The sequence below is a fragment of the Pseudomonas sp. B21-040 genome, assembly GCF_024748695.1.
Classification (GTDB): domain Bacteria; phylum Pseudomonadota; class Gammaproteobacteria; order Pseudomonadales; family Pseudomonadaceae; genus Aquipseudomonas.
Genome location: NZ_CP087176.1, coordinates 5868210 through 5893321, shown reverse-complemented (window position 1 = coordinate 5893321; position 25112 = coordinate 5868210). Strand labels below are relative to the sequence as shown.

At 60.0% G+C, this 25112-nt stretch carries 26 protein-coding genes; 18 read left to right on the top strand and 8 right to left on the bottom strand.

Annotation, left to right across the window (positions count from 1 at the left end; translation table 11 throughout):
- Positions 1-45: 45 nt before the first annotated feature.
- Positions 46-501, bottom strand: coding sequence for a MaoC family dehydratase (locus LOY55_RS26990; protein WP_046028734.1), 456 nt, complete (start codon positions 499-501; stop codon positions 46-48).
- A 196-nt stretch (positions 502-697) separates the two neighbouring features.
- Between LOY55_RS26990 and LOY55_RS26985 the strand changes: the two genes are divergently transcribed.
- From LOY55_RS26985 to LOY55_RS26975, 3 genes are read left to right on the top strand one after another with little or no spacing between them, the layout of a single operon-like run.
- The gene (locus LOY55_RS26985) at positions 698-1060 is read left to right on the top strand and encodes a CidA/LrgA family protein (protein ID WP_046028732.1); all 363 of its coding nucleotides are present in this window, start codon (positions 698-700) and stop codon (positions 1058-1060) included.
- A complete protein-coding gene (locus LOY55_RS26980) occupies positions 1057-1773 on the top strand; it encodes an LrgB family protein (protein WP_046028731.1) in 717 nt (238 codons plus the stop codon). Before LOY55_RS26985 ends, LOY55_RS26980 begins: the two co-directional genes overlap by 4 nt.
- A 10-nt stretch (positions 1774-1783) precedes the next feature.
- Entirely contained in the window at positions 1784-2374 is a 591-nt protein-coding gene (locus LOY55_RS26975; RefSeq protein ID WP_046028730.1) for an LON peptidase substrate-binding domain-containing protein, read from the top strand.
- Here the strand turns inward: LOY55_RS26975 and LOY55_RS26970 are convergent, their stop codons facing one another.
- Complete coding sequence (locus LOY55_RS26970) at positions 2375-3691, bottom strand: bifunctional DedA family/phosphatase PAP2 family protein (protein WP_223525611.1); 1317 nt, start codon at positions 3689-3691, stop codon at positions 2375-2377.
- Positions 3692-3799: 108 nt separating this feature from the next.
- Complete coding sequence (locus tag LOY55_RS26965; RefSeq protein WP_223525610.1) at positions 3800-4498, bottom strand: DNA-3-methyladenine glycosylase; 699 nt, start codon at positions 4496-4498, stop codon at positions 3800-3802.
- Positions 4499-4687: 189 nt separating this feature from the next.
- Here LOY55_RS26965 and LOY55_RS26960 point away from each other — a divergent pair, with 189 nt between their 5' ends.
- From LOY55_RS26960 to LOY55_RS26900, 13 genes are all read left to right on the top strand, one after another.
- Positions 4688-5959 carry a glutamate-5-semialdehyde dehydrogenase gene (locus LOY55_RS26960; RefSeq protein WP_077431203.1) on the top strand — a complete coding sequence of 424 codons (1272 nt, stop codon included), beginning with the start codon at positions 4688-4690 and terminating at the stop codon, positions 5957-5959.
- The gene (nadD, locus tag LOY55_RS26955; RefSeq protein WP_077431204.1) at positions 5928-6650 is read left to right on the top strand and encodes a nicotinate-nucleotide adenylyltransferase; all 723 of its coding nucleotides are present in this window, start codon (positions 5928-5930) and stop codon (positions 6648-6650) included. Before LOY55_RS26960 ends, nadD begins: the two co-directional genes overlap by 32 nt.
- A 72-nt stretch (positions 6651-6722) precedes the next feature.
- Positions 6723-7217, top strand: a complete 495-nt coding sequence (gene rsfS, locus LOY55_RS26950; protein ID WP_258667123.1) for a ribosome silencing factor — start codon at positions 6723-6725, stop codon at positions 7215-7217.
- 9 nt (positions 7218-7226) lie between these two features.
- The gene (gene rlmH, locus LOY55_RS26945) at positions 7227-7694 is read left to right on the top strand and encodes a 23S rRNA (pseudouridine(1915)-N(3))-methyltransferase RlmH (RefSeq protein WP_003185785.1); all 468 of its coding nucleotides are present in this window, start codon (positions 7227-7229) and stop codon (positions 7692-7694) included.
- A gap of 10 nt (positions 7695-7704) precedes the next feature.
- A complete protein-coding gene (gene mrdA, locus LOY55_RS26940) occupies positions 7705-9600 on the top strand; it encodes a penicillin-binding protein 2 (RefSeq protein WP_223525609.1) in 1896 nt (631 codons plus the stop codon).
- A gap of 31 nt (positions 9601-9631) precedes the next feature.
- The gene (gene rodA / locus LOY55_RS26935; protein ID WP_046028876.1) at positions 9632-10735 is read left to right on the top strand and encodes a rod shape-determining protein RodA; all 1104 of its coding nucleotides are present in this window, start codon (positions 9632-9634) and stop codon (positions 10733-10735) included.
- A 17-nt stretch (positions 10736-10752) separates the two neighbouring features.
- Positions 10753-11763: a lytic murein transglycosylase B gene (gene mltB, locus LOY55_RS26930; RefSeq protein WP_046028723.1), complete on the top strand. Its 1011-nt coding sequence runs from the start codon at positions 10753-10755 to the stop codon at positions 11761-11763.
- Positions 11763-12773: a septal ring lytic transglycosylase RlpA family protein gene (locus LOY55_RS26925; protein WP_109786350.1), complete on the top strand. Its 1011-nt coding sequence runs from the start codon at positions 11763-11765 to the stop codon at positions 12771-12773. The genes mltB and LOY55_RS26925 overlap by 1 nt, the downstream gene beginning before the upstream one ends.
- A 183-nt stretch (positions 12774-12956) precedes the next feature.
- On the top strand, positions 12957-14114 hold the full coding sequence (locus LOY55_RS26920) for a D-alanyl-D-alanine carboxypeptidase family protein (RefSeq protein ID WP_046028721.1): 1158 nt from the start codon (positions 12957-12959) through the stop codon (positions 14112-14114).
- A gap of 83 nt (positions 14115-14197) precedes the next feature.
- Positions 14198-14473 carry a DUF493 domain-containing protein gene (locus tag LOY55_RS26915; RefSeq protein ID WP_046028720.1) on the top strand — a complete coding sequence of 92 codons (276 nt, stop codon included), beginning with the start codon at positions 14198-14200 and terminating at the stop codon, positions 14471-14473.
- Positions 14473-15120 (top strand): lipoyl(octanoyl) transferase LipB, encoded by a 648-nt coding sequence (gene lipB / locus LOY55_RS26910; protein WP_046028719.1) that lies wholly within the window; start codon positions 14473-14475, stop codon positions 15118-15120. Before LOY55_RS26915 ends, lipB begins: the two co-directional genes overlap by 1 nt.
- Position 15121: 1 nt before the next feature.
- Complete coding sequence (gene lipA / locus LOY55_RS26905) at positions 15122-16147, top strand: lipoyl synthase (RefSeq protein WP_109786349.1); 1026 nt, start codon at positions 15122-15124, stop codon at positions 16145-16147.
- A 174-nt stretch (positions 16148-16321) separates the two neighbouring features.
- Entirely contained in the window at positions 16322-17272 is a 951-nt protein-coding gene (locus LOY55_RS26900) for an LD-carboxypeptidase (RefSeq protein WP_223525608.1), read from the top strand.
- A gap of 112 nt (positions 17273-17384) precedes the next feature.
- Here LOY55_RS26900 and LOY55_RS26895 read toward each other — a convergent pair whose 3' ends face one another.
- The 5 genes from LOY55_RS26895 to leuS all read right to left on the bottom strand — a co-directional run bounded on the left by LOY55_RS26895 (position 17385) and on the right by leuS (position 23559).
- Positions 17385-18707: a lytic murein transglycosylase gene (locus tag LOY55_RS26895; protein WP_109786347.1), complete on the bottom strand. Its 1323-nt coding sequence runs from the start codon at positions 18705-18707 to the stop codon at positions 17385-17387.
- Between the two features lie 61 nt (positions 18708-18768).
- Entirely contained in the window at positions 18769-18933 is a 165-nt protein-coding gene (arfA, locus tag LOY55_RS26890; protein WP_003176285.1) for an alternative ribosome rescue factor ArfA, read from the bottom strand.
- 248 nt (positions 18934-19181) lie between these two features.
- A complete protein-coding gene (gene holA / locus LOY55_RS26885) occupies positions 19182-20219 on the bottom strand; it encodes a DNA polymerase III subunit delta (protein ID WP_223525607.1) in 1038 nt (345 codons plus the stop codon).
- Between the two features lie 39 nt (positions 20220-20258).
- Complete coding sequence (gene lptE, locus LOY55_RS26880; protein WP_109786345.1) at positions 20259-20864, bottom strand: LPS assembly lipoprotein LptE; 606 nt, start codon at positions 20862-20864, stop codon at positions 20259-20261.
- An 88-nt stretch (positions 20865-20952) separates the two neighbouring features.
- Positions 20953-23559: a leucine--tRNA ligase gene (gene leuS, locus LOY55_RS26875; protein WP_223525606.1), complete on the bottom strand. Its 2607-nt coding sequence runs from the start codon at positions 23557-23559 to the stop codon at positions 20953-20955.
- A 280-nt stretch (positions 23560-23839) separates the two neighbouring features.
- On the opposite strand from leuS, the gene LOY55_RS26870 reads away from it, so the two are divergent.
- Positions 23840-24160 carry a hypothetical protein gene (locus LOY55_RS26870; RefSeq protein ID WP_046028713.1) on the top strand — a complete coding sequence of 107 codons (321 nt, stop codon included), beginning with the start codon at positions 23840-23842 and terminating at the stop codon, positions 24158-24160.
- 104 nt (positions 24161-24264) lie between these two features.
- Positions 24265-25026 carry a YdcF family protein gene (locus LOY55_RS26865; protein ID WP_223525605.1) on the top strand — a complete coding sequence of 254 codons (762 nt, stop codon included), beginning with the start codon at positions 24265-24267 and terminating at the stop codon, positions 25024-25026.
- The last annotated feature ends 86 nt before the right edge of the window (positions 25027-25112 follow it).

Sequence of the window (25112 nt, the reverse complement as noted above, 5' to 3'; positions counted from 1 at the left end):
AGAGAGGGGTGCGAAACAGCGTGAGCTGCTTCGCATCCGCGAGGGTTACACGAAACAGAGGGACAGGGGTTCTGCGATATAGGCCGGTTTGTCCGAGCCTTCTATCTCAAGGGTGGTAGTTGCTTTGAGCAGCCATTGACCGGGTTTTTTCTCGATGACGTCGGTCAAATCAACTTTGAGGCGCACTTTCGAATTGACCTTGACCGGTTGAATAAAACGCACGCTGTCGAGGCCGTAGTTGACCACCATCTTCACGCCTTCGGGCATGACGAGGATGTCTTCCATCAACTTCGGGATCAGTGACAGCGACAGGAATCCATGTGCGATGGTGCTGCCAAATGGCGTTTGCGCGGCTTTGACCGGGTCGACATGAATAAACTGATAGTCACCTGTGGCTTCTGCGAACAGGTTGATCCGCTCCTGATCGATGGTGAGCCATTCGGAACGTCCGAGTTCCTTGCCGACATAATCTTTGAGCTCTGCAACGGGAACCTGGGGCATTGAGACTCTCCTTGTGTTTCATCGGATTTATAGTTTTTCGGGTGGGGGGATTTGACCTCCCTGCGAACCACTGTAGATCAACATGGCCGATTGCTCCGGTCAACTGACCATGCTTTTGGCGAATGCCGATCCATAGCGTTGACGTGCTTATAATACGCGGCCCCTTTTTGGGTGGGGCGAGCGCGGGAGATGCCGGATGTTGTTACGTGGCCTGACCTGGCTGGTGCTGTTCCAATTGCTGGGCACAGCCATCAACCACTTGTTTTTACCGGTGCTGCCGGGGCCGATTGTCGGCTTACTGCTGTTGCTGGTGTATCTGATTTCACGCGGGCAAGTCGGCGAACCGCTGAGCCTGGCGGCCAGCAGCCTGCTGCGGTACTTGCCGTTGCTGCTGGTGCCGCCGGCCGTGGGCGTGATGGTGTATGCCAAGGATATTGCCGCCGATTTCTGGGCCATCGTCGGTGCGTTGGTGTTGTCGCTGCTGCTGTCCATGGCGTTTGCCGGGGTGCTGATGCAACGCATGGTCAAGCGCCATGCCCATCGCGGAGATGACCAATGACCCTTGATTGGCACGGCGCACTCGACTCGGTGATCCATCATCCGCTGTTCGGCATCGGTATTACATTGGGTGCTTATCAACTGGTGCTGGCGGCTTTTGAGAAAACCCGCTGGATCTTTTTGCAGCCAGTGCTGGTCTCCATGTTGGTGGTGATCGGTGTCCTGCTGACCTGCGGCCTGACCTACGCGGAGTACCGCAAGAGCACCGAGATCCTCAGCATCCTGCTCGGACCCGCAACGGTTGCACTGGCCGTGCCGCTGTACCTCAATCTGCGAAGGATTCGGCAGTTGTTCTGGCCGATATTTACTACGCTGGTGATAGGTGGCGTGGTGGCCACGGGCATGGGCGTGTTGCTGGGGTGGTGGTTCGGTGCCGAGCACATGATCCTGATGACCATGGCGCCGAAGTCGGTAACGTCGCCGATTGCCATGCTGGTGGCCGAGCAGATCGGTGGTGTCGCGGCGCTGGCGGCGGTGTTCGTGTTGATCACTGGCGTGATCGGTGCGATCTTCGGCCCTGGTCTGTTGACGCGGCTCGGTGTGCGCAGCCCGGAAGCGCGCGGCATGGCATTGGGAATGACGGCCCATGCGGTCGGCACTTCGGTAGCCCTGCAGGAAAGTGAAGAGTGCGGCGCCTTTGCGGCGCTGGCGATGAGTCTGATGGGTGTGGCCACAGCGGTGTTCCTGCCGTTGGCGGTGTCGATGGTGGTGTAAGGAAATGTCTATGAACTTACCGCTTTTCCCGCTGAACACGGTGCTGTTTCCTGGCTGCATCCTCGACTTGCAGATCTTCGAAGCGCGCTACCTGGACATGATCGGCCGCTGCATGAAACAGGGCGGCGGCTTCGGTGTGGTGTGCATCCTCGACGGCGAAGAAGTCGGCATCGCGCCGGCAGGGTATGCCTTGGTGGGGTGCGAAGCGCGGATCACCGATTTCAAACAGCAGGACAACGGCTTGCTGGGTATTCGGGTGCAGGGCGGGCGCCGTTTCCAGGTTTTGCGCACCGAGGTTCAGCGTGATCAGTTGACCGTCGCTGAAGTCGAATGGCTGGAAGACGAACCCGAGCAACCCTTGCAGGACGAGGACGCCGACCTGGTTGCGTTGCTCAAGGCCTTGGCCGAACACCCGATGGTCGAGGCCCTGAACATGGGGACCGAGGCAACCGGGCAGCAGTCGCTGGCCAATCAACTGGCGTACCTGCTGCCATTTGCCGAGGTCGACAAGATAGACCTGCTGCAACTCGACGATCCGCAGCAACGGCTGGATGCGATTCAGGCGTTGCTGGATGAGTTGCAGGGTGAGTTGTTTGCCTGATCAGTAGGCATACCGCAACAACGTATGTGGCAAATGCCGCAACACAAAGAACCCGAACAACGCCACCAGTACTGGCAGCACCAGCCACCAGACCTTGGGTGGCATGGCATTGAGTGGCGCCTTGCGCTGAGTCAGCCACAAGCTCGCCGCACACACGGCCGCCGCCAGCACCGCACCCGCCAGTACATCCGTCGGCCAATGCGCGCCCAGATACACCCGCGACAGGGAAATTGCCAGCGCGGGCAAGCAGCCCAGCAGCAACCAGGTCAGGCGCATCCGTGGCGGTTGCCCTCGGCCCGCCAGTACGGCGAGGGTCAGGAACAGCGCGAATGAGCCGGAGGCGTGACCGCTGGGCATGCTGTAACTGGTCAATGGATCACTCAACACTTCCGGGCGCAGGCGGGCGAAAAAGTGTTTGGTTGCGGTGTTGGCCAGCGCGGTGCAGAGCAGGGTGCTGCCGGCGAAAATCGCCTGGCGCCATTGCCGCGCAATCAGCAAAAGGCCGGTCAGCAGCGCGCTGAATACCAGCATGTTGCGAAATTCGCCAATCAGTGTGAAGACGACGGCGACTTCGTCGAGCATCGGGCCGCGGTGTTCCTGCACCAGGGTCATTACGCCTTGATCGAGTGCGGTCAGGTGCGGGTAGCCGATAAACAGTCCCACCAGAATCAGAAAACTCATGCCGGCAATCAGCGTCGTCGCCTGGCGATGGCGGCGCAGACTGCTGGTGACGCTCAAGCCCACCAAGACGGCAATACTGCCTGCGACGATCCCGGCTTCAGGCCAGAAACCTTCCGGCAGTGGCAGGCGAATCGCCGCCCCTGTGGCCCAACCGGGTAGCAAATAGGCAACACTCCAGCCAGCGGCGGCCAACACGCTGACTGCGGCAAAGCGCGGAAACGGCATGTCGAACATCCCGGCGACCATCGGCAGCATCGGTCGCAACGGCCCGATGAAGCGCCCGACCAGCAGGCTGGCGATGCCATAGCGTTGGAAATAGGACTCGGCGCCGGCGATCCACTCGGGGTGATGACGCAACCCCGGCAAACGACGGATATTCTGGTGGAAGTGCCGGCCGACGAAGTACGAAACAATGTCACCCAGCACACCGGCAACGAACCCCAGCAACAGCGTTTCACTCAGTGACAACGCACCGCTCCCGGCCAATACCGCCACAGCAAACAGCAACACTGTGCCGGGTACGATCAGTCCGGCAATCGCCAGGCATTCCACAAAAGCCACGATGAACACTGCTGCAGCCAGCCATTGCGGATTAGCCGCCAACCAGCCGGTCACGCTATCGAGCCATGGGCCCATAAAAAACAACTCCATCGAACGTTCAATTGGCCACAGGTGGGCAAATACAATTTAAGCAACACCACAGAATCCCTGTGGGAACTGCTTTGCATCAAGATTTCGCTACTGTCATGGCAGCAAAAAATAATCGCGACCTTCGACCTGTCCCCGGCGCAGAGGGTTGCGTGTGCAATACGGCGCGTAGGCCGCATCGACAAAGCGGTACATCAAGTGTTCATCGCGTCCGTGAGGGATGCCCAGGCGCGTGGTCTGGATGATGTGGGTGGGCGCCGGGCCGATGTCTTCGACCAGCAGCACGTCGTGGTCGAAGCGCTTGGCGTCCCAGACCGGCACCTTCAAACCCAGCGACTTGCAGAGCAATGTTTGCCCGGCACACAGCTTTTGCGAGGGACGAGGGCGGCCCTGTGCATCGGGGTTGTTCAGCAGCATTTGCGCCAGACTCGCCGGCCCGCTCAATTCATCGACCCATGGATAGGCCGATTTGATCAGCACCGCGTTGCCGGGGCCTTGGGCGCTGAAGTTCAGGGAATCGCCGCCGCGGGCGTAATACATATAGATGTGGCCGCCATCCAGAAACAAAGCCTTACGCTTTTCTGTGTAGCCAAGGGAGGCGTGACTGCCTTTTTCTTCGAAGTAATAGGCTTCGGTTTCGATAATTCGGGCGCTGAACCACAGGTCGCCCACTCGATGGCGGATGACTTTACCGAGTAGATCCTGGGCCAGCGTTTGCGCGTCGCGGTCGAAAAACGCATCCGGGAGCCCGATGGGCCGGCTCGCAGCGGACGCTCGAACAGTCAGGTTGGACATGATGAACGGCGTTTATCAGGGCTGATAGAGCGGTGATGATAACAATTTGCAGCTTAATCACGGCTGAACGTCGGCAAATTGCTCTTGATTTCGACCATCCGCCCGTCACCGCTGTTAGTCGGGGGACGCGACAGCTATAATCTGCCGCTTTACTCTTTACCAAGACCTTAGCAAAGACCACTCCAGACCATGACTGAGTCCGTTCTTGACTACATGACCCGCCTGGGCCGCGCTGCTCGCGAAGCCGCTCGCGTCATCGGCTGTGCCAGCACCGCGCAGAAAAACCGCGCCTTGCAAGCCGCCGCTGATGCGCTGGACGCTGCACGCGCCGAGTTGACGGCGGCCAATGAACTGGATTTGGCCGCTGGTCGGGCCAATGGTCTTGAACCGGCCCTGCTGGAGCGTCTGGCGCTGACCCCGGAACGCATCGACGGCATGATCGTCGGTTTGCGCCAGGTAGCTGCATTGCCGGACCCGGTAGGCGCGATCCGCGACATGAGTTTCCGTCCGTCGGGCATCCAGGTTGGAAAAATGCGCGTGCCGCTGGGCGTGATCGGGATCATCTACGAATCCCGTCCCAACGTGACCATCGATGCCGCCAGCCTGTGCCTCAAATCCGGCAATGCAACCATCCTGCGTGGCGGTTCCGAGGCGATCCACTCCAATCGCGCCATCGCCGCCTGCATCCAGCGCGGCCTGGCTGAAGCCGAACTGCCTGGCGCTGTGGTGCAAGTGGTCGAAACCACCGATCGTGCCGCCGTTGGCGCGCTGATTACCATGCCGGAATACGTCGATGTCATCGTGCCCCGTGGTGGCCGTGGCCTGATCGAGCGCGTCAGTCGTGACGCCCGCGTGCCTGTCATCAAGCACCTGGATGGTATTTGTCACGTCTACGTCAGCCCTCACGCCGATCTGGCGAAAGCCCAGCGCATTGCGTTCAACGCCAAGACCTACCGTTATGGCATTTGCGGCGCGATGGAAACGCTATTGGTCGATCAAAGCGTTGCCAAAGATTTCCTGCCATCGATGGCTGCCCAGTTCCGCGAAAAAGGCGTCGAGCTGCGCGGTTGCGAGCGCACGCGGGCGATTATCGATGCTGCGGCGGCGACCGAAGACGACTGGACCACCGAATACCTGGCACCGATTCTGTCGATCCGCGTGGTCGACGGCCTCGATCAGGCCATCGACCACATCAATCGGTACGGCTCCCATCACACCGACTCGATCGTCAGCGAAAACCTCGCTGATACCCGGCGTTTTGTGGCGCAAGTCGATTCATCGTCGGTCATGATCAACACGCCGACATGCTTCGCCGATGGCTTTGAATACGGATTGGGTGCCGAGATTGGCATTTCTACTGATAAGCTGCACGCCCGCGGCCCGGTGGGCCTCGAAGGTTTGACGTGCGAGAAGTACATCGTGGTCGGTGATGGCCAGTTGCGCGGCCAGGCGTCGGTCTGACTTGAGCGACCTCGCCCCGACAACCCCAGCCACCGCCGACACGCCTCAACCTCGGCGCATTGGCATGCTGGGCGGCACGTTCGACCCGGTGCACATCGGCCATTTGCGCAGTGCGCTGGAAGTCGCCGAGTCGCTGGCGCTCGATGAGTTGCGTCTGACACCCAGTGCCAGGCCTCCGCATCGTGATACGCCGCAAGTGTCGGCAAAAGACCGTCTGGCGATGGTCGAGTGCGCGGTGGCCGGTGTGGCGCCGTTGGTGGTGGACGCCCGCGAATTGCAGCGGGACAAACCGTCCTACACTATCGATACCCTGGAATTGATGCGTGCCGAACTGGCCGCGCAGGACCAGGTATTTCTACTTCTGGGCTGGGACGCATTTTGCGGCCTGCCCACTTGGCACCGCTGGGAAGAGTTGCTCCAGCATTGCCACATCCTGGTGCTGCAACGCCCGGATGCCGACAGCGAACCGCCGGATGCCTTGCGCAACCTGCTGGCAGCGCGCTCGGTGAGCGACCCGCTGGCCCTCAATGGGCCGAGCGGACAGATTGCATTCGTCTGGCAGACACCGCTCGCGGTATCCGCCACCCAGATCCGTCAACTGCTGGCCAGCGGTAAGTCGGTACGTTTCCTGGTGCCCGACGCGGTCCTGGCCTACATCGATGCGCACGGACTTTACCGTGCGTCGAACTGAAAAGAGGCGCGCTTCAAGGCACGTGACCACGTGTATCGAAGCCCCCGAACATACGAGCAAAACGAGTTTTATATGACTGACAAAGACGTAGCTAAAGTAAAGCGCAAAGGCACATTCAAGAGCGCCCCGCTGCCAGAAGTAGTTCCAACCGGCGCACCACTCGCTGGCGAAGAGCTGGTCAAGGTTGCCGTAGCGGCCCTGGAAGACGTCAAGGCCCAGGACATTCAGGCGATCGACGTTCGTGAAAAGCAGAGCATCACTGACTTCATGATCATCGCTACCGGTACCTCCAACCGCCAGATCGGCGCGATGCTGGACAAGGTCCGCGAAGCGGTCAAGGCTCAGGGTGTCAAGCCGCTGGGTGAAGAAGGCAAGGGCGACAGCGACTGGGTCCTGCTGGACATGGACGATGTCATCGTTCACATGATGACCGCCTCGGCTCGCCAGTTCTACGACCTGGAGCGTCTGTGGTCCGGCGCAGAGCAGAGCCGTGCTCTGAACGCGGCCCACCACAGCCCGGAAAACACCCACGAGCATTTCATCAAGCTCAACAAAGACCAGCAATAAGGGCCCGCTGTGCGACTGCGACTGATCGCCGTCGGTTCACGGATGCCCAAGTGGGTGGAAGAAGGCTGGCATGAATATGCCAAGCGTCTTCCGTCCGAGCTGGCGCTGGAACTGGTGGAAATACCGCTCAATACCCGTGGCAAGAACGCCGACGTGGCGCGCTTCATCCGTCAGGAAGGCGAAGCCATGCTGGCCAAAGTCGGGCCGAACGAGCGTATTGTCACTCTCGAAGTCCACGGCAAACCCTGGAGCACTGAGCAGCTGGCGGTCGAACTCGATCGCTGGCGCCTGGACTCGCGCACGGTCAACTTCATGGTCGGCGGCCCCGAAGGGCTGGCGCCGGAAGTCTGTGCCCGAGCCGATCAGCGCTGGTCATTGTCGCCGTTGACGTTGCCGCACCCATTGGTGCGAATTCTGATCGGCGAACAGCTGTACCGTGCCTGGACAGTCCTGTCCGGCCACCCATACCACAAGTAGTTCTGCCCTCATGTCTCAGCCGATTCGCATCAAGGACCACGAAAAAGACGCCCGTCTGGTGCGTGGTCGCGTCGTGTTCGGGGCAATTGCGGTCGTAACGCTGATCTGCGTACTGATTGCGCGGCTGTATTTCCTTCAGGTGATCCAGTACGAGTACCACTCGACCCTCTCGGAAAACAACCGCGTCCATGTGCAGCCGATTCCGCCCACGCGCGGGTTGATCTTCGACCGCAATGGCGTGGTAATCGCCGACAACCGACCCAGCTTCAGCCTGAGCATGACCCGCGAACGCTCTGGTGAATGGCAACAAGTGCTCGACGTGATCGTCCAGGTGCTGGAGTTGACTCCAGAGGATCGGATGATTTTCGAGAAGCGCATGCGGCAGGGGCGCCGGCCGTTCGAGCCAGTACCGATCCTGTTCGAGCTGACCGAAGAACAGATCGCCCGTATCGCGGTGAATCAGTTCCGTCTGCCGGGCGTGGAAGTGGTCGCGCAGCTGGTTCGTCACTATCCGCAGGGTGCGCATTTTGCGCACTCGGTAGGTTATATGGGGCGGATCAACGAGAAAGAGCTCAAGTCTCTGGATCCGGTGAGTTACAGCGGCACCCATCAAATTGGCAAAACCGGCATCGAACGCTTCTACGAACCCGAGCTGCACGGTCAGGTCGGTTACGAGGAAGTCGAAACCAACGCTCGGGGCCGCGTATTGCGCGTGCTCAAGCGTACCGATCCGATTCCTGGCAAGGACATCGTCCTGAGCCTGGACATCAAATTGCAGGAAGCCGCCGAGACCGCACTTGGCGGACGTCGTGGTGCCGTCGTGGCACTGGACCCAAAAACCGGTGAAGTGCTGGCGATGGTCAGTCAGCCGAGTTTCGATCCGAACCTGTTCGTCACCGGCATCAGCTCCAAGGCCTATTCCGAGCTGCGCGACTCCATCGACCGGCCGCTGTTCAACCGCGTGTTGCGCGGCCTGTACCCGCCGGGTTCGACCATCAAGCCGGCGGTGGCGATTGCCGGTCTGGATTCGGGGGTGGTCACCGCGTCGACCCGAGTCTTCGACCCCGGTTACTACATGCTGCCCAACTACGATCACAAATACCGTAACTGGAACCGTACGGGTGATGGTTACGTGGATCTGGACACGGCAATCATGCGGTCCAACGACACCTACTTCTATGATCTGGCCCACAAGCTGGGGATCGACCGGTTGTCGTCGTACCTGGGCAAATTCGGCATTGGCCAAAAGGTCTCGCTGGACATGTTCGAAGAGTCGCCGGGCCTGATGCCGTCCCGTGAATGGAAACGTGCGACCCGGCGCCAGGCGTGGTTCCCGGGTGAAACCCTGATTCTGGGGATCGGGCAGGGCTACATGCAATCCACGCCATTGCAGCTGGCCCAGGCCACTGCGCTGGTGGCCAACAAAGGCGTGTGGAACCGGCCGCACCTGGCCAAGACGGTTGAGGGCGTGAAGCCCAAGGATGAAAACCCGATGCCGGACATCGTCCTGCGCGATCCGTCCGACTGGACCAAGGTCAACCACGGTATGCAGCAAGTGATGCACGGCGCTCGCGGTACGGCGCGCAAGGCCTCGATCGGCGCGCAATACCGGATCGCCGGCAAAAGTGGTACGGCCCAGGTGGTCGCGATCAAGCAGGGCGAGAAGTACGACCGCTCCAAAGTGCAAGAACGCCACCGTGACCACGCCTTGTTTGTCGGCTTTGCGCCGGCCGACAACCCGCAAATCGTGGTGTCGGTCATGGTCGAGAACGGCGAGTCCGGTTCCGGGGTCGCCGCGCCTGTAGTGCGTCAAGTCATGGATGCCTGGCTCCTGGACCAGGACGGCCATCTCAAAGCCGAGTACGCCAGCCCTATCAGTGCGGAGGCTACGGCCCGTGAAGAATAATTTCGACCGCATGCTCTCCAGCGAGGATGTGATGCGTCGCCGTGCGACGCTGTTGCAGCGCCTGCACATCGATGGCCCTTTGTTGATTCTGCTGCTGACCCTCGCCGCCGGCAGTCTGTTCGTGCTGTATTCGGCCAGCGGAAAAAGCTGGGACCTGCTGGCCAAGCAAGCCACTTCGTTCGGCATCGGCCTGGTGTCGATGATCGTCATCGCGCAGTTCGAGCCGCGCTTCATGGCGCGTTGGGTGCCGGTCGGTTACGTGCTGGGTGTGCTCTTGCTGGTGGTGGTGGACGTCATGGGCCATAACGCCATGGGGGCCACGCGCTGGATCAACATTCCCGGCGTGATTCGCTTCCAGCCGTCGGAATTCATGAAAATCCTGATGCCGGCCACCATCGCCTGGTATTTGTCCAAGCGCACCTTGCCGCCGCAGCTCAAGCACGTAGCGGTCAGTCTGTTTCTGATTGGTTTGCCGTTCATCCTGATCGTGCGTCAGCCGGACCTTGGTACCTCGCTGCTGATCCTGGCAGGCGGTGCGTTCGTTCTGTTTATGGGTGGTTTGAAATGGCGCTGGATCATCAGCGTGCTGGCGGCGGCCGTACCGGTGGCCGTGGCGATGTGGTTTTTCATCATGCACGACTACCAGAAGCAGCGAATCCTGACCTTCCTTGACCCTGAGAGCGATCCGCTGGGCACTGGCTGGAACATCATTCAGTCCAAAGCTGCCATCGGTTCGGGTGGCGTGTTTGGCAAGGGCTGGCTGCTGGGCACCCAGTCGCACCTGGACTTCCTGCCGGAAAGCCACACCGACTTCATCATTGCGGTCATGGGTGAAGAGTTCGGGCTGGTCGGCATTTGTGCGCTGCTGCTGATTTACCTGCTGCTGATCGGTCGCGGGTTGGTGATCACCGCCCAGGCCCAGACATTGTTCGGAAAATTGCTTGCGGGCAGTTTGACCATGACGTTTTTTGTTTATGTTTTCGTCAACATCGGTATGGTCAGTGGCCTGTTGCCGGTGGTGGGGGTGCCGTTGCCGTTCATTAGCTACGGTGGAACTTCGCTGGTGACGCTGCTGTCAGCGTTTGGGGTTTTGATGTCGATCCATACCCATCGTAAGTGGATCGCACAGGTTTGAATAAGGTGAAGATTTCAATGCAAGTAATGCGTGGCTGGGCGACTCGATACGCGCCATGGGTCGGCCTGGTAAGCATCCTTGGCATAACGCAGGACGCGTTGGCCGGCGATTACGAAGGTTCACCCCAGGTGGCCGAATTCGTCGGTGAAATGACCCGCGACTACGGTTTCGCTGGCGAACAGCTGATGGGCGTGTTCCGCGAAGCCGAACGCAAGCAGTCGATCCTGGATGCGATCTCCAAGCCCGCCGAACGGGTCAAGCAATGGAACGAATACCGTCCAATGTTCATCACCGACGCGCGCATTGCCCGTGGTGTGGACTTCTGGCGTCAGCACGAAGCAGTGCTGGCGCGTGCCGAGCAGGAATATGGTGTGCCGGCCCAGGTGATTGTCTCGATCATCGGAGTTGAAACCTTTTTCGGCCGTAATACCGGTAATTACCGGGTGATCGACGCGTTATCGACATTGGGTTTCGACTATCCTCCCCGTGCCGAATTCTTCCGCAAGGAATTGCGTGAGTTCTTGCTGCTGGCCCGTGAAGAACAGGTCGATCCGTTGACCCTCAAAGGTTCCTACGCAGGCGCCATGGGCTTGCCGCAGTTCATGCCGAGCAGTTTTCGCGCGTATGCGGTGGATTTCGACGGTGATGGTCACATTAATATCTGGACCAATCCGGACGATGCCATTGGTAGCGTCGCCAGTTACTTCAAGCTTCACGGCTGGGTTGCCGGCGAACCGGTGGTCAGCCGCGCCGATGTACGAGGCGAGCAGGTGGACGAAGGGTTGACCACGGGCATCGAGCCGACTAAAACCGCAGGGGAGTTGCGGGCTCTAGGGTGGTCAAGTCATGATGCGCTGCGCGATGATATGCCGGTCACGGCTTTCCGCCTTGAAGGTGACAATGGCCCCGAGTACTGGATGGGCCTGAAGAATTTTTACGCAATCACGCGTTATAACCGCAGCGTGATGTACGCCATGGCCGTACATCAACTGTCTGAGCAACTGGTCCAAGCACGGGGCGTCAAGTAATGCGGGCATCGCCTATGGATAAACCCCTCAAGCTCATGGCTTTCGCCGCATTGGCGGTGCTGCTTGCCAGTTGCTCGACCAGTCGCGCGCCGGCTCAGAAATCCTCGTCCACTGCCGTGCGCGCTACGCCGGGGCTGGACATCAACCGCGCCCACAAAGATGGCGCGCCGTGGTGGGATGTCGACGTATCGCGCATCCCGGATGCCACGCCGACCCTGCACAGCGGTCCTTACAAGGCCAACCCGTACACGGTGCTGGGCAAGACCTATTTCCCGCTGCAAGAATCCAAGACCTACGTCGCCTCGGGCACGGCGTCCTGGTATGGCACCAAGTTTCACGGTCAGAACACCGCCAATGGCGAGGTGTATGACCTGTACGGCATGAGTGCCGCACACAAGACATTGCCACTGCCAAGTTACGTTCGGGTGACCAACCTGGACAACAACAAGAGCGTGATCCTGCGGGTCAACGACCGTGGGCCGTTCTATTCGGACCGCATCATCGACTTGTCCTATGCCGCTGCCAAAAAACTCGGTTACGCCGAAATCGGCACCGCGCGGGTCAAGGTCGAGGGTATCGACCCGCAACAGTGGTGGGCACAAAAAGGCCGTCCGGCGCCTTTGATGCTCAACGAGCCGCAAGTCGCGCAAAATAGCGCCCCGGTGATTACGGCCTCGGCCGGCACCGTCGAGCAATGGACGCCGCCACCGCAGCAACACGCCGCGGCCGTCGTGCCCGTTCAGCTTGATGCAAAAAAAAACGCTTCTGTACCAGCCTCTGGCCAGTATCTGCAGGTGGGCGCGTTCGCCAACCCGGACGCTGCAGAACTCCTGAGATCGAAGCTCAGCGGGATGGTGAGCGCTCCGGTGTTCATCAGCTCGATAGTGCGCAACCAACAGACACTGCATCGGGTGCGCCTGGGGCCGATCGGTTCTCCGGGTGAAATCCAGCAAGTGCAGAACAGTGTGCGCATGGCCAACCTCGGTTCGCCAAGTGTGGTAACAGAGTAAACGTAGGACTTGATTGACGGTTCATCTGCGGTTTTGGGGGGTGAACCAGGTTGTTGGCTCGATACAGAACAAAAGCCCGGCAAGGGTTACAGAGTGAGCAACTGAACACGCGATAACCCGTTAGAAGGTTATTTGATTAGTTTTGCCCCTGGGCAAGTTTCCATTAGCGATTTCGAGAGACGGATGAACATCACCACCTTTGCCAAACGCCTGTTCCTGCTAGTCCCGCTGCTTCTCTCACCTGCCGCTTTCGCGGTCGAGGTGATGCCGTCGCCACCACAACTGGCCGCCAAGGCCTATGTGCTCATGGATGCCAGCAGCGGCAACGTGCTGGTCGAGAACAACGGTGACCAGCGTCTGCCACCGGCCAGCCTGACCAAGCTGATGACCGCGTACATCGCGACCCTGGAAATCCGTCGTGGCCAGATCGGCGAAAACGACCCGGTGACCGTCAGCGAAAACGCCTGGCGTACCGGCGGTTCGCGGATGTTCATCAAGGTGGGTTCGCAGGTTACTGTCAGCGACCTGCTGCACGGCATCATCATTCAGTCGGGTAACGACGCCAGTGTTGCGCTCTCCGAGCACATCGCCGGCAGCGAAGATGCATTCGCTGACGTGATGAACAAAACCGTGGCCGACCTGGGCATGACCAACACCCACTTCATGAACCCGACTGGTCTACCGAACCCGGAGCACTACTCGTCGGCTCATGACATGGCGGTGCTGGCTCGCGCAATCATTCACGAAGACCCGGCTCACTACGCGATCTACTCGCAGAAAGAGTTCTTCTGGAACGGCATCAAGCAACCTAACCGCAACCTGCTGCTGTGGCGCGACAAGACCGTCGACGGTCTGAAAACCGGCCACACCGATGAAGCCGGCTACTGCATGGTGTCTTCGGCCGTACGTGATGGCATGCGCCTGATCGCGGTGGTGTTCGGCACCAACAGCGAAGTGGCTCGTGCCGCCGAAACCCAGAAGCTGCTGACTTACGGTTTCCGCTTCTTCGAAACCCAGACCTTCTATCAGAAAGGCGCCGAGCTGGCTCAAGCCCCTGTCTGGAAAGGCGCGACCAATCAAGTCAAGGCCGGCCTGGCTGAAGACCTGACCATGACCCTGCCAAAAGGCCAGCTGAAAAAGCTTGCTGCCAGCATGACCATGAACCCGCAACTGGTTGCGCCAATCGCCAAGGGCGACGTGATCGGTAAAGTCGAAGTGAAACTGGACGACAAGGTGGTGCACAGCGCCGATCTGATCGCTCTGGACGCGGTCGAGGAGGGTGGTATCTTCCGCCGCATGTGGGATAGCATCCGTCTATTCTTCTACAGCATGTTCAACTGATAGTGTGCTCCTGCAAGGCCCCGTGCTGATCCGGCGCGGGGTTTTGCTGTCGCCACGGCTTACGCTTACGAGGCCGTTACGCCATGACCGATACCGAAGTAAAGGCACCAAAGATCGAATTTCCCCAAGTTGATTATCCGGTTAAGGTGATCTGCGATACGGGCGTCGGCAACAAAGACAAGATCATTGAAATCGTCAAGAAATACGCGACCATCAACGATGAGCGTGTCGATGAGCGTCAAAGCAGCAACGGCAAATACACCACCATTCAGTTGCACATCGTCGCGACCGACCAGGACCAGCTGTACAACATCAACAGCTATCTGCGGGCGACCGGCTTCGTGCACATGGTGCTGTGATGTCTGGCACGCTGGGCTTTCGTGAGCTCGGCCAGATGGCTTACGAGCCGGTCTGGCATGCCATGCAACGCTTCACCAACGAACGCGGCACCGATGCCGCCGACGAGATCTGGCTGGTCGAGCACCCGCCGGTGTTCACCCAGGGGCAGGCTGGCAAGGCTGAGCATCTGCTGCTTCCCGGGGATATTCCGGTGGTGCAGGTCGATCGGGGCGGTCAGGTGACCTATCACGGCCCTGGCCAACTGGTGGCCTATCTGCTACTGGACGTACGCAAGCTGGGGTTTGGCGTGCGTGACCTGGTCAGCCGCATGGAGCAATGCCTGATCGAGTTACTGGCCAGCTACGGCGTTACTGCCGCCGCCAAGCCGGACGCACCGGGTGTCTACGTCAACGGGGCGAAAATCGCATCTCTGGGTCTGCGGATCCGCCACGGTTGTTCCTTTCATGGCCTGGCCCTGAACGTGGACATGAACCTGGAACCGTTTCGACGGATTAATCCCTGCGGCTACGCCGGGCTGGCGATGACCCAGCTGAGCGATCACGCAGGATCGATTGAATTTGCCGAGGTAAGTGCCCGGCTGCGCGCGCAGCTCGTCAAACACCTCGACTATGCTGAGCAGACGACCCTAACGGGCGGAATCGACTGATATGACTACTGATGCAGTGCAAACCATGATCCCGACGCTTGATGTCACCGAGCGTCCGGCCCCGCGTGCCAAGGTTGAAGCCGGCGTCAAGCTGCGCGGCGCCGAGAAGGTTGCACGTATCCCGGTGAAGATCATTCCGACCACCGAACTGCCAAAGAAACCCGACTGGATTCGTGTACGCATCCCGGTTTCCCCGGAAGTCGACCGCATCAAGGCCCTGTTGCGTAAACACAAGCTGCACAGCGTGTGCGAAGAAGCGTCCTGCCCGAACCTGGGCGAGTGCTTCTCCGGCGGTACCGCGACGTTCATGATCATGGGCGACATCTGCACCCGTCGCTGCCCGTTCTGCGACGTCGGCCACGGCCGTCCGAAACCTCTGGACGTGAACGAGCCGGAAAGCCTGGCCATCGCCATCGCCGACCTGAAATTGAAGTACGTGGTGATCACCTCGGTTGACCGCGACGACCTGCGTGACGGCGGTGCCCAGCACTTTGCCGACTGCATCCGCGAGATCCGCAAACTGTCGCCGAACGTGCAGCTCGAAACCCTGGTCCCGGATTACCGTGGCCGTATGGACGTGGCGCTGGAAATCACCGCGGCCGAGCCACCGGATGTGTTCAACCACAACCTGGAAACCGTGCCGCGTTTGTACAAAGCAGCGCGTCCGGGTTCGGATTACCAGTGGTCGCTGACCCTGCTGCAGCGTTTCAAGCAAATGATGCCGCACATTCCAACCAAGTCCGGCTTGATGCTGGGCCTGGGCGAAACCGACGAAGAAGTCATCGAAGTCATGAAGCGCATGCGCGAGCACGACATCGACATGCTGACGCTGGGCCAATACCTGCAACCGTCTCGCAGCCACTTGCCGGTGCAGCGTTTCGTGCACCCGGACACTTTCGCCTGGTTCGCCGAGGAAGGTTACAAGATGGGCTTCAAGAACGTCGCTTCCGGCCCGCTGGTACGTTCGTCGTACCACGCCGACGAGCAGGCGAAGCTGGTTAAAGCCGAGCTGATGTCGTCCCTGTAATTTGGCGATGACATAAAAGACGCCCGCATGGCTTTCCAGGCTTTGCGGGCGTTTTTTTGCCTGGCCTACGCCAGCCAGCGTTTTTTCCTGCAACCTGCGGGCGACTGACCCTCTTCTGTTTGTCCCCGTACCTGACTACTGTGTGCTGAAGTGTTCACGCAGGGAGATTCATGGATGACCGTTCGACCGACCCATACGCTGTATCCACATAAACCTGTTCCGGCGTTGCCGTCGCAAGGGCTGATCGGCGTCATTGCACCAGCAGGTCCCGCCGGGCTGGACACTGACAAAGCCATTGCCTGGATGCACGCTCGCGGTTATGCGTTGCGGGTGTATCCCGGGGTGTATGAAAAGGACGGTTACCTGGCCGGCAGTGACGAAGTGCGGCTCAATGATTTGCACGCGGCATTCGCCGACACCGAGGTCGACGCGATCATCTGCCTGCGGGGTGGTTACGGCACACCGCGTTTGCTCGACCGCATAGATTTCGAACTGCTGCAAAACAACGCCAAGCCGTTCATCGGCTACAGCGACATCACGGCGCTGCACGTGGCGATCAGCCGTTATGCCGGTTTCGTGACCTTTCATGGTCCGCTGCTCAATGCCGACTTGTTGGGCGACAAGCGAAAACCGACCGAGTCTTCGTTTTTCAACATGCTCCGTGGGCAGGTGAAGGCCGGCAGCGTGTTGGCTCATCCGGCGGCTTACCCGTTGACCACTATCGAACCCGGCGTCGCGCATGGGCGCTTGCTGGGGGGCAACCTGTCGATGATCGCCGCGACCATGGGCACGCCTTACGAGCTGGAGGCCGAGGGCGTCATCCTGTTGATCGAGGACATCAACGAGCCGTTGTATCGCATCGACCGGCTACTGACCCATCTGCGTCTGGCCGGAACGCTGGGCAAGCTGCGCGGGGTGCTGGTGGGAGATATCGCGGGGGTCGAGCCGGCGGCGCTGGAGCGGTTGCTCAAGCAGACGTTCGAGCCGTTGCGGATACCCGTGCTGGCCGGATGGCGCAGTGGGCATTGCGACCCGAACCTGACGCTGCCGATGGGGGCGTTGGTCAAGCTGGATGCGGGGAACAGGGTGTTGGTGTTGGAGCAGGATGTGGTGGTCAGGCGCTAGAGTTTCGTCGCCTGATGGTCAGTCATCGCGAGCAAGCTCCCACAGGTTTTGTGTCGTTCACAAATCCAATGTGCGAGCTTGCTCGCGAAGGCGGCAGTCGCCATACGGCTGACTAGCGGTTACGCAACCCTTCCAGCAACTTGTGCGTCGGATACCCGTCCGCCGGCCAGCCAAACGACTGCTGGGCGCTGCGGATTGCCTTGCGGGTGTTGGCGCCGATAATCCCGTCAGGGGTGCCCGCATCGTAGTTCTGGGCACTCAGCAGGCTTTGCAGTTCCATGCGCTCGGTACGGCTCAATGGCAAATCATCTTTCGGCCAAGTGCCGCTGATCAGCCCCGCACCATTGAAGCGTTCGGACAACAGACTCACCGCCAACGCATAGGACGACGAGTTGTTGTACTTGAGAATCGCGCGGAAGTTGTCGAGCACCAGAAATGCCGGGCCACGATAACCGGCCGGCAGCAGCAGGGCCGCAGAAAGGTGTTCAGAGCCTGGCGGGACCCGAGCGCCAGCGGGCAGCGAAACCCCCAGTTGCATCCACTCGGCGACACTTTTGCGAATCGTGCCATCGGCCAGAACGTAGTTGAAACTGCCTGGCAGTTGCACTTCGAAGCCCCATGGCTGGCCTTTCTGCCAGCCGGAGCTTTGCAGGTAATGCGCGGTCGAAGCGAGGGCGTCGGCGGGGCTGTTCCAGATGTCACGGCGCCCGTCACCATCGAAGTCGACCGCGTGGGTGTTGTAAGTCGTCGGGATGAACTGGGTCTGACCCATGGCGCCGGCCCAGGAACCGAGCATTTTCTCGGGGGTTATATCGCCCTGTTGCAGGATTTGCAGGGCGGCGATCAGTTGATCGTGGGCAAAGCCCGGGCGTCGGCCTTCATACGCCAGCGTCGCCAGGGAGTTGATGACCGACTTGCTGCCCTGGAACTGACCGAAGTTACTCTCCATGCCCCACACCGACACCAGTGCCTGGCGGTCGACGCCATAGCGCTGTTCGATGCTTTGCAGGATGGCCGCGTTTTCGCTGATCAGCGCTTGGCCTTTACGTACTCGCAGCGGAGAAAGGGCGCCGTCGAGGTATTCCCATACCGGGCGGGAAAACTCCGGTTGGCTGCGGTCGGCCCGGATCACGCTCGGGTCGAAGCTGACATCGGCAAAGGCGCGGTCGAACAGATCGGCGCGGATACCGGCGGCCAGCGCGTCTTTACGGAATCCCGCCTGCCATTCGGCGAACGTCTGGGTGGGCTGGATATCGAGGTTTTCACCGGTCGGCACCACGGGCGGAATGACCGCTGGGGCTGTCGCGACAGGCTGGGATTGCAGCGGTTGGGCGTCGGCGGCGGTTGGTTTTTCCGCGCAGGCGACAAGCAAAATGAGGCTGGAGGCAGCGATCAATTGGCGAACGGGCCAACGACGGGAAAGACAAAGGGGCATGCACAGGTCCAGGGCAATCGATTCAGGTGCAGACCTTAACATGTAGAAGGGGTGTTCTGCTTTAAGCAGCCAGAAAGTAAGAAGCCTCCCAGCTATTAGACTGGAAGGCTTCGCGGCGGTAGCTGCCTTTGCCCTTGCCGGCTCGTTCCTGACGGCTGCGGAACAGTGGCTGGGCGATGATGGATTTGGCCTTGTTGGGGCCATGCTTTGATGGCTTTTTGCTCATGATGATTTCTCGCAAGTGAGTGGGTTTTGCGGGGCAAATCATCGGCCGAAGTTGGGGTTCTGTCTAGTCCCCGGGACGTGTAGGACCTTTCGCTGATCACAGAACCTGTAGCAGCTGGCGAAGCCTGCGTCCGGCTGCGCAGCAGTCGCCAAATCAAGCAATGAGTTTCTTCAGGATGATAGTGGATTCAGAGTTTACGACTGCTGCGCAGCCGGACGCAGGCTTCGCCAGCTGCTACAAGGGCGTGTTTATTCGGCGGGTAAGGTCAGGCGTTGGCCGGCCATCAACAAAGACAGTCGACTGAGGCTCATCCATGGCGAACCCGCTGCTTGGCCTTTGATTTGCGCATCGATGCGCTGGGCCTCCAGCAGCAGCTGCGCCCAGCGTTGCGCCGAATAACGTTGCAGGGCCTTGCTCATCAGCGGTTTGCGTTTGTCCCAGATGGGCGGTCGAGCCTGGCTGAAGGCTTTGTCCAGTGGCACACCCTGGCTGTATTGCAGTGACAGGTTGGCCAGCAGGCGCAGTTCCCGGGCCAGCGCCCAGAGAATCACCGGAGGTTCGACACCCTCACCGCGCAGCCCTTCGAGCATGCGCAAGGCGTGGGCCGCTTCGCCATTGAGGATCGCGTCGGTCAGGCCGAATACGTCGAACCGCGCACTGTCGGCCACGGCGGCCTGTACGGTTTCGACGGTGATCTGCCCACCTTCGGCCATCAATTTCAGCTTTTCGATTTCCTGCGCGGCGGCAAGCAGGTTGCCCTCGACGCGGGCGGCAATCAATTCGACCGCGTCCTGGTTGGCCGACAACCCGGCCTGAGACAGGCGCTGGCGAATCCAGCTTGGCAACTGATTGGCATCCACCGGCCAGATTTGCACGAACTGCGTGTGCTGGCCTTCGACCAGCGCCTTGCCCCACTTGGTCTTCTGCGCACTGCCATCGAGCTTGGGCAAGCTGATCAGCAATATCGTGTCTTCGGCCGGGCGAGAGCAGTACTCGATGAACGCGGCGGCGCCTTTGTCACCGGGTTTACCGGAGGGCAGGCGCAGTTCCAGCAAGCGCTTTTCGGCGAACAACGACATGCTTGCACCGGCTTGCAACAACGTACCCCAGTCGAAACTGGCGTCGGCGGCAAAGACCTGACGTTCGTCAAAGCCTTGCTGGCGGGCGGCTGCACGAATGGCATCGGCCGCTTCCTGACACAGCAACGGGTCATCGCCGCTGATGATGTAGACGGGCGCGAGGGCACCTTGCAGGTGTTTACCGAGTTGGGCGGGGGCAAGTTTCATAAGAGAGGGCCAACGGGGCGCCGGAGCGCCCCGAAAGTCTTACTGTTGCGGGATCTGGACAGGCGACTGGCGCGGAGTATTCGCTTCAGCCTTCTGAGCGGCTTCCAGCGCCTGTGCTTCGGCCTTGGCCTTGGCTTCGGCAGTCTGTTGCAACTGATCCAGCTGGGTTGGCGTGATCTGCTGCAGGCGCAGCATCATGCGTTGAATCAGTTCGCGACGGGTTTCTACACGGGCTGAGGAGGCTTCCTGATCGGAACCCACCAGGTTGTTGCCGTCGTGCAAAAAGATCTTTTGTACCTGGATTTTATCGCTCAACAGTGGCATGTCATGTGCGCCACGAATGTCGTAGTTCAGGACGGTGGTTATTTCATACTCGCCAGTACGGCCGGCACCTGCGTAGCTGAGAATGCGCTGGCTTTCCTGCTCGTCGGTCAGCACCAATTTGTAAGGCGCGCCGATGTAGACCTTGACGCCGCTGCTTTCCAGCAGCTGACGCAGTTGCACCACGGTTTGGCCGTAGGCATTGCGGGCGCTCACGTCGAGCTCCTTGATCGCCAGTTCAGTGGTGCCGGTGCCGCGCAGCTGGAAACCGCAGGCGCTCAACAGGACCGCAAGGCCCATCACCAGCAGATTGCGTTTGATCATTTTGTTGCTCCCCTTGAAACCATGTGGGCCGATCTTGCGGCCCGAAAGGTTTTACTCGGCGCCGGGCATGGCCCGGCGCCTGATCCAATTAGCTGGCGACGATGTTGACCAGTTTCCCGGGCACGACGATCACTTTGCGAATAGTCAGGCCGTCGACAAAACGCAGCACGTTTTCATTGGCTCGTGCAGCGGCTTCGACTTCTTCGCGGGTGGCACTGGCCGGCATTTCGATGTGGCCACGCAGCTTGCCGTTGACCTGAATCACCAGCTGCAAGCTGTCTTGTACCAACGCGCTGTCATCCACCGCCGGCCAGCCGGCGTCGATCACAGGGGCAGCGTGGCCCAGTTGATTCCACAGCTCGTGGCTGATGTGCGGCGTGATTGGAGCCAGCAGCAGCGTCACGGTTTCCAGACCTTCGTGAATCAGAGCGCGATCCTGTTCGGTGGCTTGTGCAGCCTTTTCCAGCACGTTCATCAGCGTCATCACCTGGGCGATGGCGGTGTTGAATTTGTGATTCTGGCCGACGTCCTGGCTCGCTTGCTTGATAGCCAGGTGGATCGAGCGGCGAACGGCTTTCTGCTCGTCGTTCAGGGCGGCGATGTCCAGCTTGCCCGGCAGGCCCTGGGTGACGTGTGCTTGAGCCAGACGCCAGACGCGCTTGAGGAAACGGTGCGAACCTTCGACGCCGGAGTCAGACCATTCCGCACTCATGTCGGGTGGCGAGGCGAACATCATGAACAGGCGGCAGGTGTCTGCGCCGAACTGGTCGATCATCGACTGTGGGTCGACGCCGTTGTTCTTCGACTTGGCCATCTTCTCGGTGCCGCCGATTTCCACCGGCAAGCCGTCAGCTTTTAACTTGGCGCTGATAACCTTGGCCTTGCTGTCACGCTCAAGTTCGACGTCCGCCGGGTTGAACCAGGTGTAAGCGCCGTTGGCTTCGCGACGATAGTAAGTCTCGGCGATCACCATGCCCTGGGTCAGCAGGTTCTTGAACGGCTCGTTGGAGCTCACCAGGCCTTCGTCGCGCATCAGCTTGTGGAAGAAGCGTGCGTAGAGCAGGTGAAGAATCGCGTGCTCGATACCGCCGATGTACTGATCCACCGGCAGCCAGTGGTCAGCCGCGGTTTTTTCTACCAGGCCACCTTCATAGTGCGGCGAGGCGTAACGGGCGTAGTACCACGAGGACTCGACGAAGGTGTCCATGGTGTCGGTTTCACGCTTGGCAGGCTGGCCGCATTTCGGGCAGCTGCACTCGTAGAACTCGGGCATGCGCGCCAGTGGCGAACCCGCGCCGTCCGGCACGACGTCTTCCGGCAGTACCACAGGCAACTGGTCTTCCGGCACCGGCACATCACCGCAAGTGTTGCAGTGGATGATCGGGATCGGGCAGCCCCAGTAGCGCTGGCGGCTGATGCCCCAGTCGCGCAGGCGGAACTGGGTGCGTGAGGCGCCGAGGGTTTTCTTGATCAGCGCCACTTCAATGGCGTCGAACGCGCCTGCGAAGTCCAGACCGTCGAACTCGCCGGAGTTGATCAGCGTGCCGTGCTCGCCATAGGCGTCTTGCCATGGGGCAGGGTGGGTGTCGCCAGAGCTTGTGCGCACCACGGACTTGATCGGCAGGTTGTACTTGGTAGCGAACTCGAAATCACGTTCGTCGTGGGCCGGCACAGCCATGACCGCGCCATCGCCGTAGTGCATCAGCACATAGTTGGCGACCCACACCGGCAGTTTTTCACCGGTCAGCGGGTGCTCGACGAAAAGCGAGGTCGGCAGGCCTTTTTTCTCTTGAGTGGCGACGTCGGCTTCAGCCACGCTGCCGCCCTTGCATTCAGCGATGAACGCTTGCAGCTCAGGGTTGTTCTGTGCGGCCAGGGTCGCCAGGTGGTGTTCGGCAGCCACGGCAACGTAAGTCGCGCCCATCAGGGTGTCCGGACGGGTGGTGAAGACTTTCAGCGCGCCGGTTTCGCCGATGGAATCGACGTTGTACGGGAACTGCACTTCCATGCCGCGCGATTTGCCGATCCAGTTGCGCTGCATGGTCTTGACCTGTTCAGGCCAGCCCGGAAGGTCGTCGAGGCTTTCCAGCAGCTCATCCGCGTAAGCGGTGATCTTGAAGTAGTACATCGGGATTTCGCGCTTTTCGATCAGCGCGCCGGAACGCCAGCCGCGACCGTCGATCACCTGCTCGTTAGCCAGAACGGTCTGGTCGACCGGGTCCCAGTTCACGGTGCCGCTTTTCTTGTAAATCACGCCTTTTTCGAACAGGCGAGTGAACAGCCATTGTTCCCAGCGGTAGTAATCGGGCTTGCAGGTGGTCACTTCGCGCGACCAGTCCACTGCCAGGCCCAGGCTGCGCAGCTGGCTTTTCATGTAGGCGATGTTTTCGTAGGTCCACTTGGCGGGCGCTACGTTGTTCTTCATCGCGGCGTTTTCCGCCGGCATGCCGAAGGCGTCCCAACCCATGGGTTGCAGAACGTTTTTGCCTTGCATGCGCTGGTAGCGGGAGATCACGTCGCCGATGGTGTAGTTGCGCACGTGCCCCATGTGTAGTTTGCCGCTGGGGTAAGGGAACATCGACAGGCAGTAGAAAGTCTCCTTGCCTGGCTGTTCACTGACTTCAAAGGACTTTTGCTCGTCCCAGAATGACTGGGCGGCGACTTCGATTTCACGGGGCTGATATTGTTCGTGCATGGCTACTTTTGAACTGAATAGGGGTGGCCTAATCCTCTTCAATGCAACGCTGGACGGTGAACACGCCAAATCGGCGTTTCGGTGCCCAGACGAGCTGGAAGTGGAGTTACAGGAAGCGCCGTAGCATACATGACCGCGCTCTACCGAGGGAAACCCTGATTACTGCCGTGCGTCCTTCAAAAACAGCTGCGAGGGCCGTTGGTCGCGGCGTTCAGCCGGTTTGTCCATGGAAGCTAAGCTCTAAATGGGGAGTAGGTCTTATCTTCCAATGAGGTGAGGGATGGTTGAGTCACAGCAAAAAGTCACAAAACCGGAGTTGTACGAACGACTGATCGATCGTCTGGGAATGGCCCTGGATGCTGCAAAAACTGCAGGCCGGCTGCGCGATGAGCGTCCCTTGGAGCTGGAGTTGCGCGGCCTTAGCCCCGCAGAGTTTGAATTGGTCAAAGCCTATCTGGATCGCAGTGAACGTGAAACACACGGATGCTTGTCAGCAGCAGTGAAGCAACTCGACGCACCACGTTCGGCCAAAATCATCTGGCTCAAGGATAAAGTCCCGGGCAAGGACGCGGTAAAGGCCCGGTCCCTGCAATTCAAGTAACGGCTCCACGCCATGAAACGTGGTTTTTTAAAGCATAGTCTTCGCGCATTTCTTGTCGCATTGCGTCAACCCACTTAGGCTTCGGGCATCTCAGGAGATGCTCGATGCCTTTTCGTTATTTTGTGAAACAACTTTTGTTGCCTCCCGGCATTCTTTTGCTGTTGCTGGTTCTTGCGTGGTGGTTGCGCCGCTCAAGGCCAAGGCTTGCGGCTGCCTGCTTCGTATTGGGGGCCGGCGGCTTCTGGCTGATGAGCTTGCCGGTGATGGTGGAGTGGAGTGCCAGGGCGCTGGAGCGAAACCCACCGTTGGCGTTCGACGAATGGGCGACCCTGGCGCAGCGCGCGGACGCGATTGTGGTGTTGGGCTCTGGACGTGAACGTGGCGATATTGCCTGGGGGACTGACCAGCCAACCGGCATTGGCCTCGAGCGTGAGCGTTATGCCGCGCGGCTGGCCAAGGCGTCCGGTTTGCCGATTCTGACCAGTGGTGGCCTGCACTACGGCACGCCGCCGACTGAAGCGAAGATGATGGCGGACTCGCTGCTGGATGATTTCGGCGTGTCGGTGCGCTGGCAGGAAGGACGCAGCCGCACGACGTGGGAGAACGCGCAGTTCAGTGCCGAGGTGTTATTGCCCCAAGGGATCAAGCGGGTGGTGGTCGTGACCCATGCCTGGCACATGCCGCGATCTGTCTGGAGTTTCCAGAAGGCAGGATTTGAAGTGGTGCCCGCGCCGGTGGGCTTTTTAGGCGTGGACAATGCGCGACCGCTGGGTGGCTGGATGCCGGAATTCAAGTCGATCTGGCAATCCGGTCAATTGCTGAACGAGGCGGTGGGGCAGGTCGGGTATTCGATGTTTTACCGCTGAAGATCAAAAGATCGCAGCCTCGTTTCACTCGACAGCTCTTACAGGGGATTGCGTTCTCTGTAGGAGCTGTCGAGTGCAACGAGGCT

What these genes read in the sequence shown, in the direction of transcription:
- mrdA (WP_223525609.1), top strand. Translation starts at nt 7,705, where the DNA reads ATGTCTCAGCCGATTCGCATCAAGGACCACGAAAAAGACGCCCGTCTG.
- rodA (WP_046028876.1), top strand. Translation starts at nt 9,632, where the DNA reads ATGCGTCGCCGTGCGACGCTGTTGCAGCGCCTGCACATCGATGGCCCT.
- LOY55_RS26990 (WP_046028734.1), bottom strand. Translation starts at nt 501, where the DNA reads ATGCCCCAGGTTCCCGTTGCAGAGCTCAAAGATTATGTCGGCAAGGAA.
- LOY55_RS26900 (WP_223525608.1), top strand. Translation starts at nt 16,322, where the DNA reads ATGACCGTTCGACCGACCCATACGCTGTATCCACATAAACCTGTTCCG.
- mltB (WP_046028723.1), top strand. Translation starts at nt 10,753, where the DNA reads ATGCAAGTAATGCGTGGCTGGGCGACTCGATACGCGCCATGGGTCGGC.
- LOY55_RS26870 (WP_046028713.1), top strand. Translation starts at nt 23,840, where the DNA reads ATGGTTGAGTCACAGCAAAAAGTCACAAAACCGGAGTTGTACGAACGA.
- LOY55_RS26915 (WP_046028720.1), top strand. Translation starts at nt 14,198, where the DNA reads ATGACCGATACCGAAGTAAAGGCACCAAAGATCGAATTTCCCCAAGTT.
- LOY55_RS26865 (WP_223525605.1), top strand. Translation starts at nt 24,265, where the DNA reads ATGCCTTTTCGTTATTTTGTGAAACAACTTTTGTTGCCTCCCGGCATT.
- LOY55_RS26895 (WP_109786347.1), bottom strand. Translation starts at nt 18,707, where the DNA reads ATGCCCCTTTGTCTTTCCCGTCGTTGGCCCGTTCGCCAATTGATCGCT.
- holA (WP_223525607.1), bottom strand. Translation starts at nt 20,219, where the DNA reads ATGAAACTTGCCCCCGCCCAACTCGGTAAACACCTGCAAGGTGCCCTC.
- LOY55_RS26980 (WP_046028731.1), top strand. Translation starts at nt 1,057, where the DNA reads ATGACCCTTGATTGGCACGGCGCACTCGACTCGGTGATCCATCATCCG.
- LOY55_RS26975 (WP_046028730.1), top strand. Translation starts at nt 1,784, where the DNA reads ATGAACTTACCGCTTTTCCCGCTGAACACGGTGCTGTTTCCTGGCTGC.
- LOY55_RS26925 (WP_109786350.1), top strand. Translation starts at nt 11,763, where the DNA reads ATGCGGGCATCGCCTATGGATAAACCCCTCAAGCTCATGGCTTTCGCC.
- lipA (WP_109786349.1), top strand. Translation starts at nt 15,122, where the DNA reads ATGACTACTGATGCAGTGCAAACCATGATCCCGACGCTTGATGTCACC.
- LOY55_RS26960 (WP_077431203.1), top strand. Translation starts at nt 4,688, where the DNA reads ATGACTGAGTCCGTTCTTGACTACATGACCCGCCTGGGCCGCGCTGCT.
- LOY55_RS26965 (WP_223525610.1), bottom strand. Translation starts at nt 4,498, where the DNA reads ATGTCCAACCTGACTGTTCGAGCGTCCGCTGCGAGCCGGCCCATCGGG.
- LOY55_RS26970 (WP_223525611.1), bottom strand. Translation starts at nt 3,691, where the DNA reads ATGGGCCCATGGCTCGATAGCGTGACCGGCTGGTTGGCGGCTAATCCG.
- LOY55_RS26985 (WP_046028732.1), top strand. Translation starts at nt 698, where the DNA reads ATGTTGTTACGTGGCCTGACCTGGCTGGTGCTGTTCCAATTGCTGGGC.
- nadD (WP_077431204.1), top strand. Translation starts at nt 5,928, where the DNA reads ATGGCCAGTTGCGCGGCCAGGCGTCGGTCTGACTTGAGCGACCTCGCC.
- arfA (WP_003176285.1), bottom strand. Translation starts at nt 18,933, where the DNA reads ATGAGCAAAAAGCCATCAAAGCATGGCCCCAACAAGGCCAAATCCATC.
- leuS (WP_223525606.1), bottom strand. Translation starts at nt 23,559, where the DNA reads ATGCACGAACAATATCAGCCCCGTGAAATCGAAGTCGCCGCCCAGTCA.
- rsfS (WP_258667123.1), top strand. Translation starts at nt 6,723, where the DNA reads ATGACTGACAAAGACGTAGCTAAAGTAAAGCGCAAAGGCACATTCAAG.
- lipB (WP_046028719.1), top strand. Translation starts at nt 14,473, where the DNA reads ATGTCTGGCACGCTGGGCTTTCGTGAGCTCGGCCAGATGGCTTACGAG.
- lptE (WP_109786345.1), bottom strand. Translation starts at nt 20,864, where the DNA reads ATGATCAAACGCAATCTGCTGGTGATGGGCCTTGCGGTCCTGTTGAGC.
- LOY55_RS26920 (WP_046028721.1), top strand. Translation starts at nt 12,957, where the DNA reads ATGAACATCACCACCTTTGCCAAACGCCTGTTCCTGCTAGTCCCGCTG.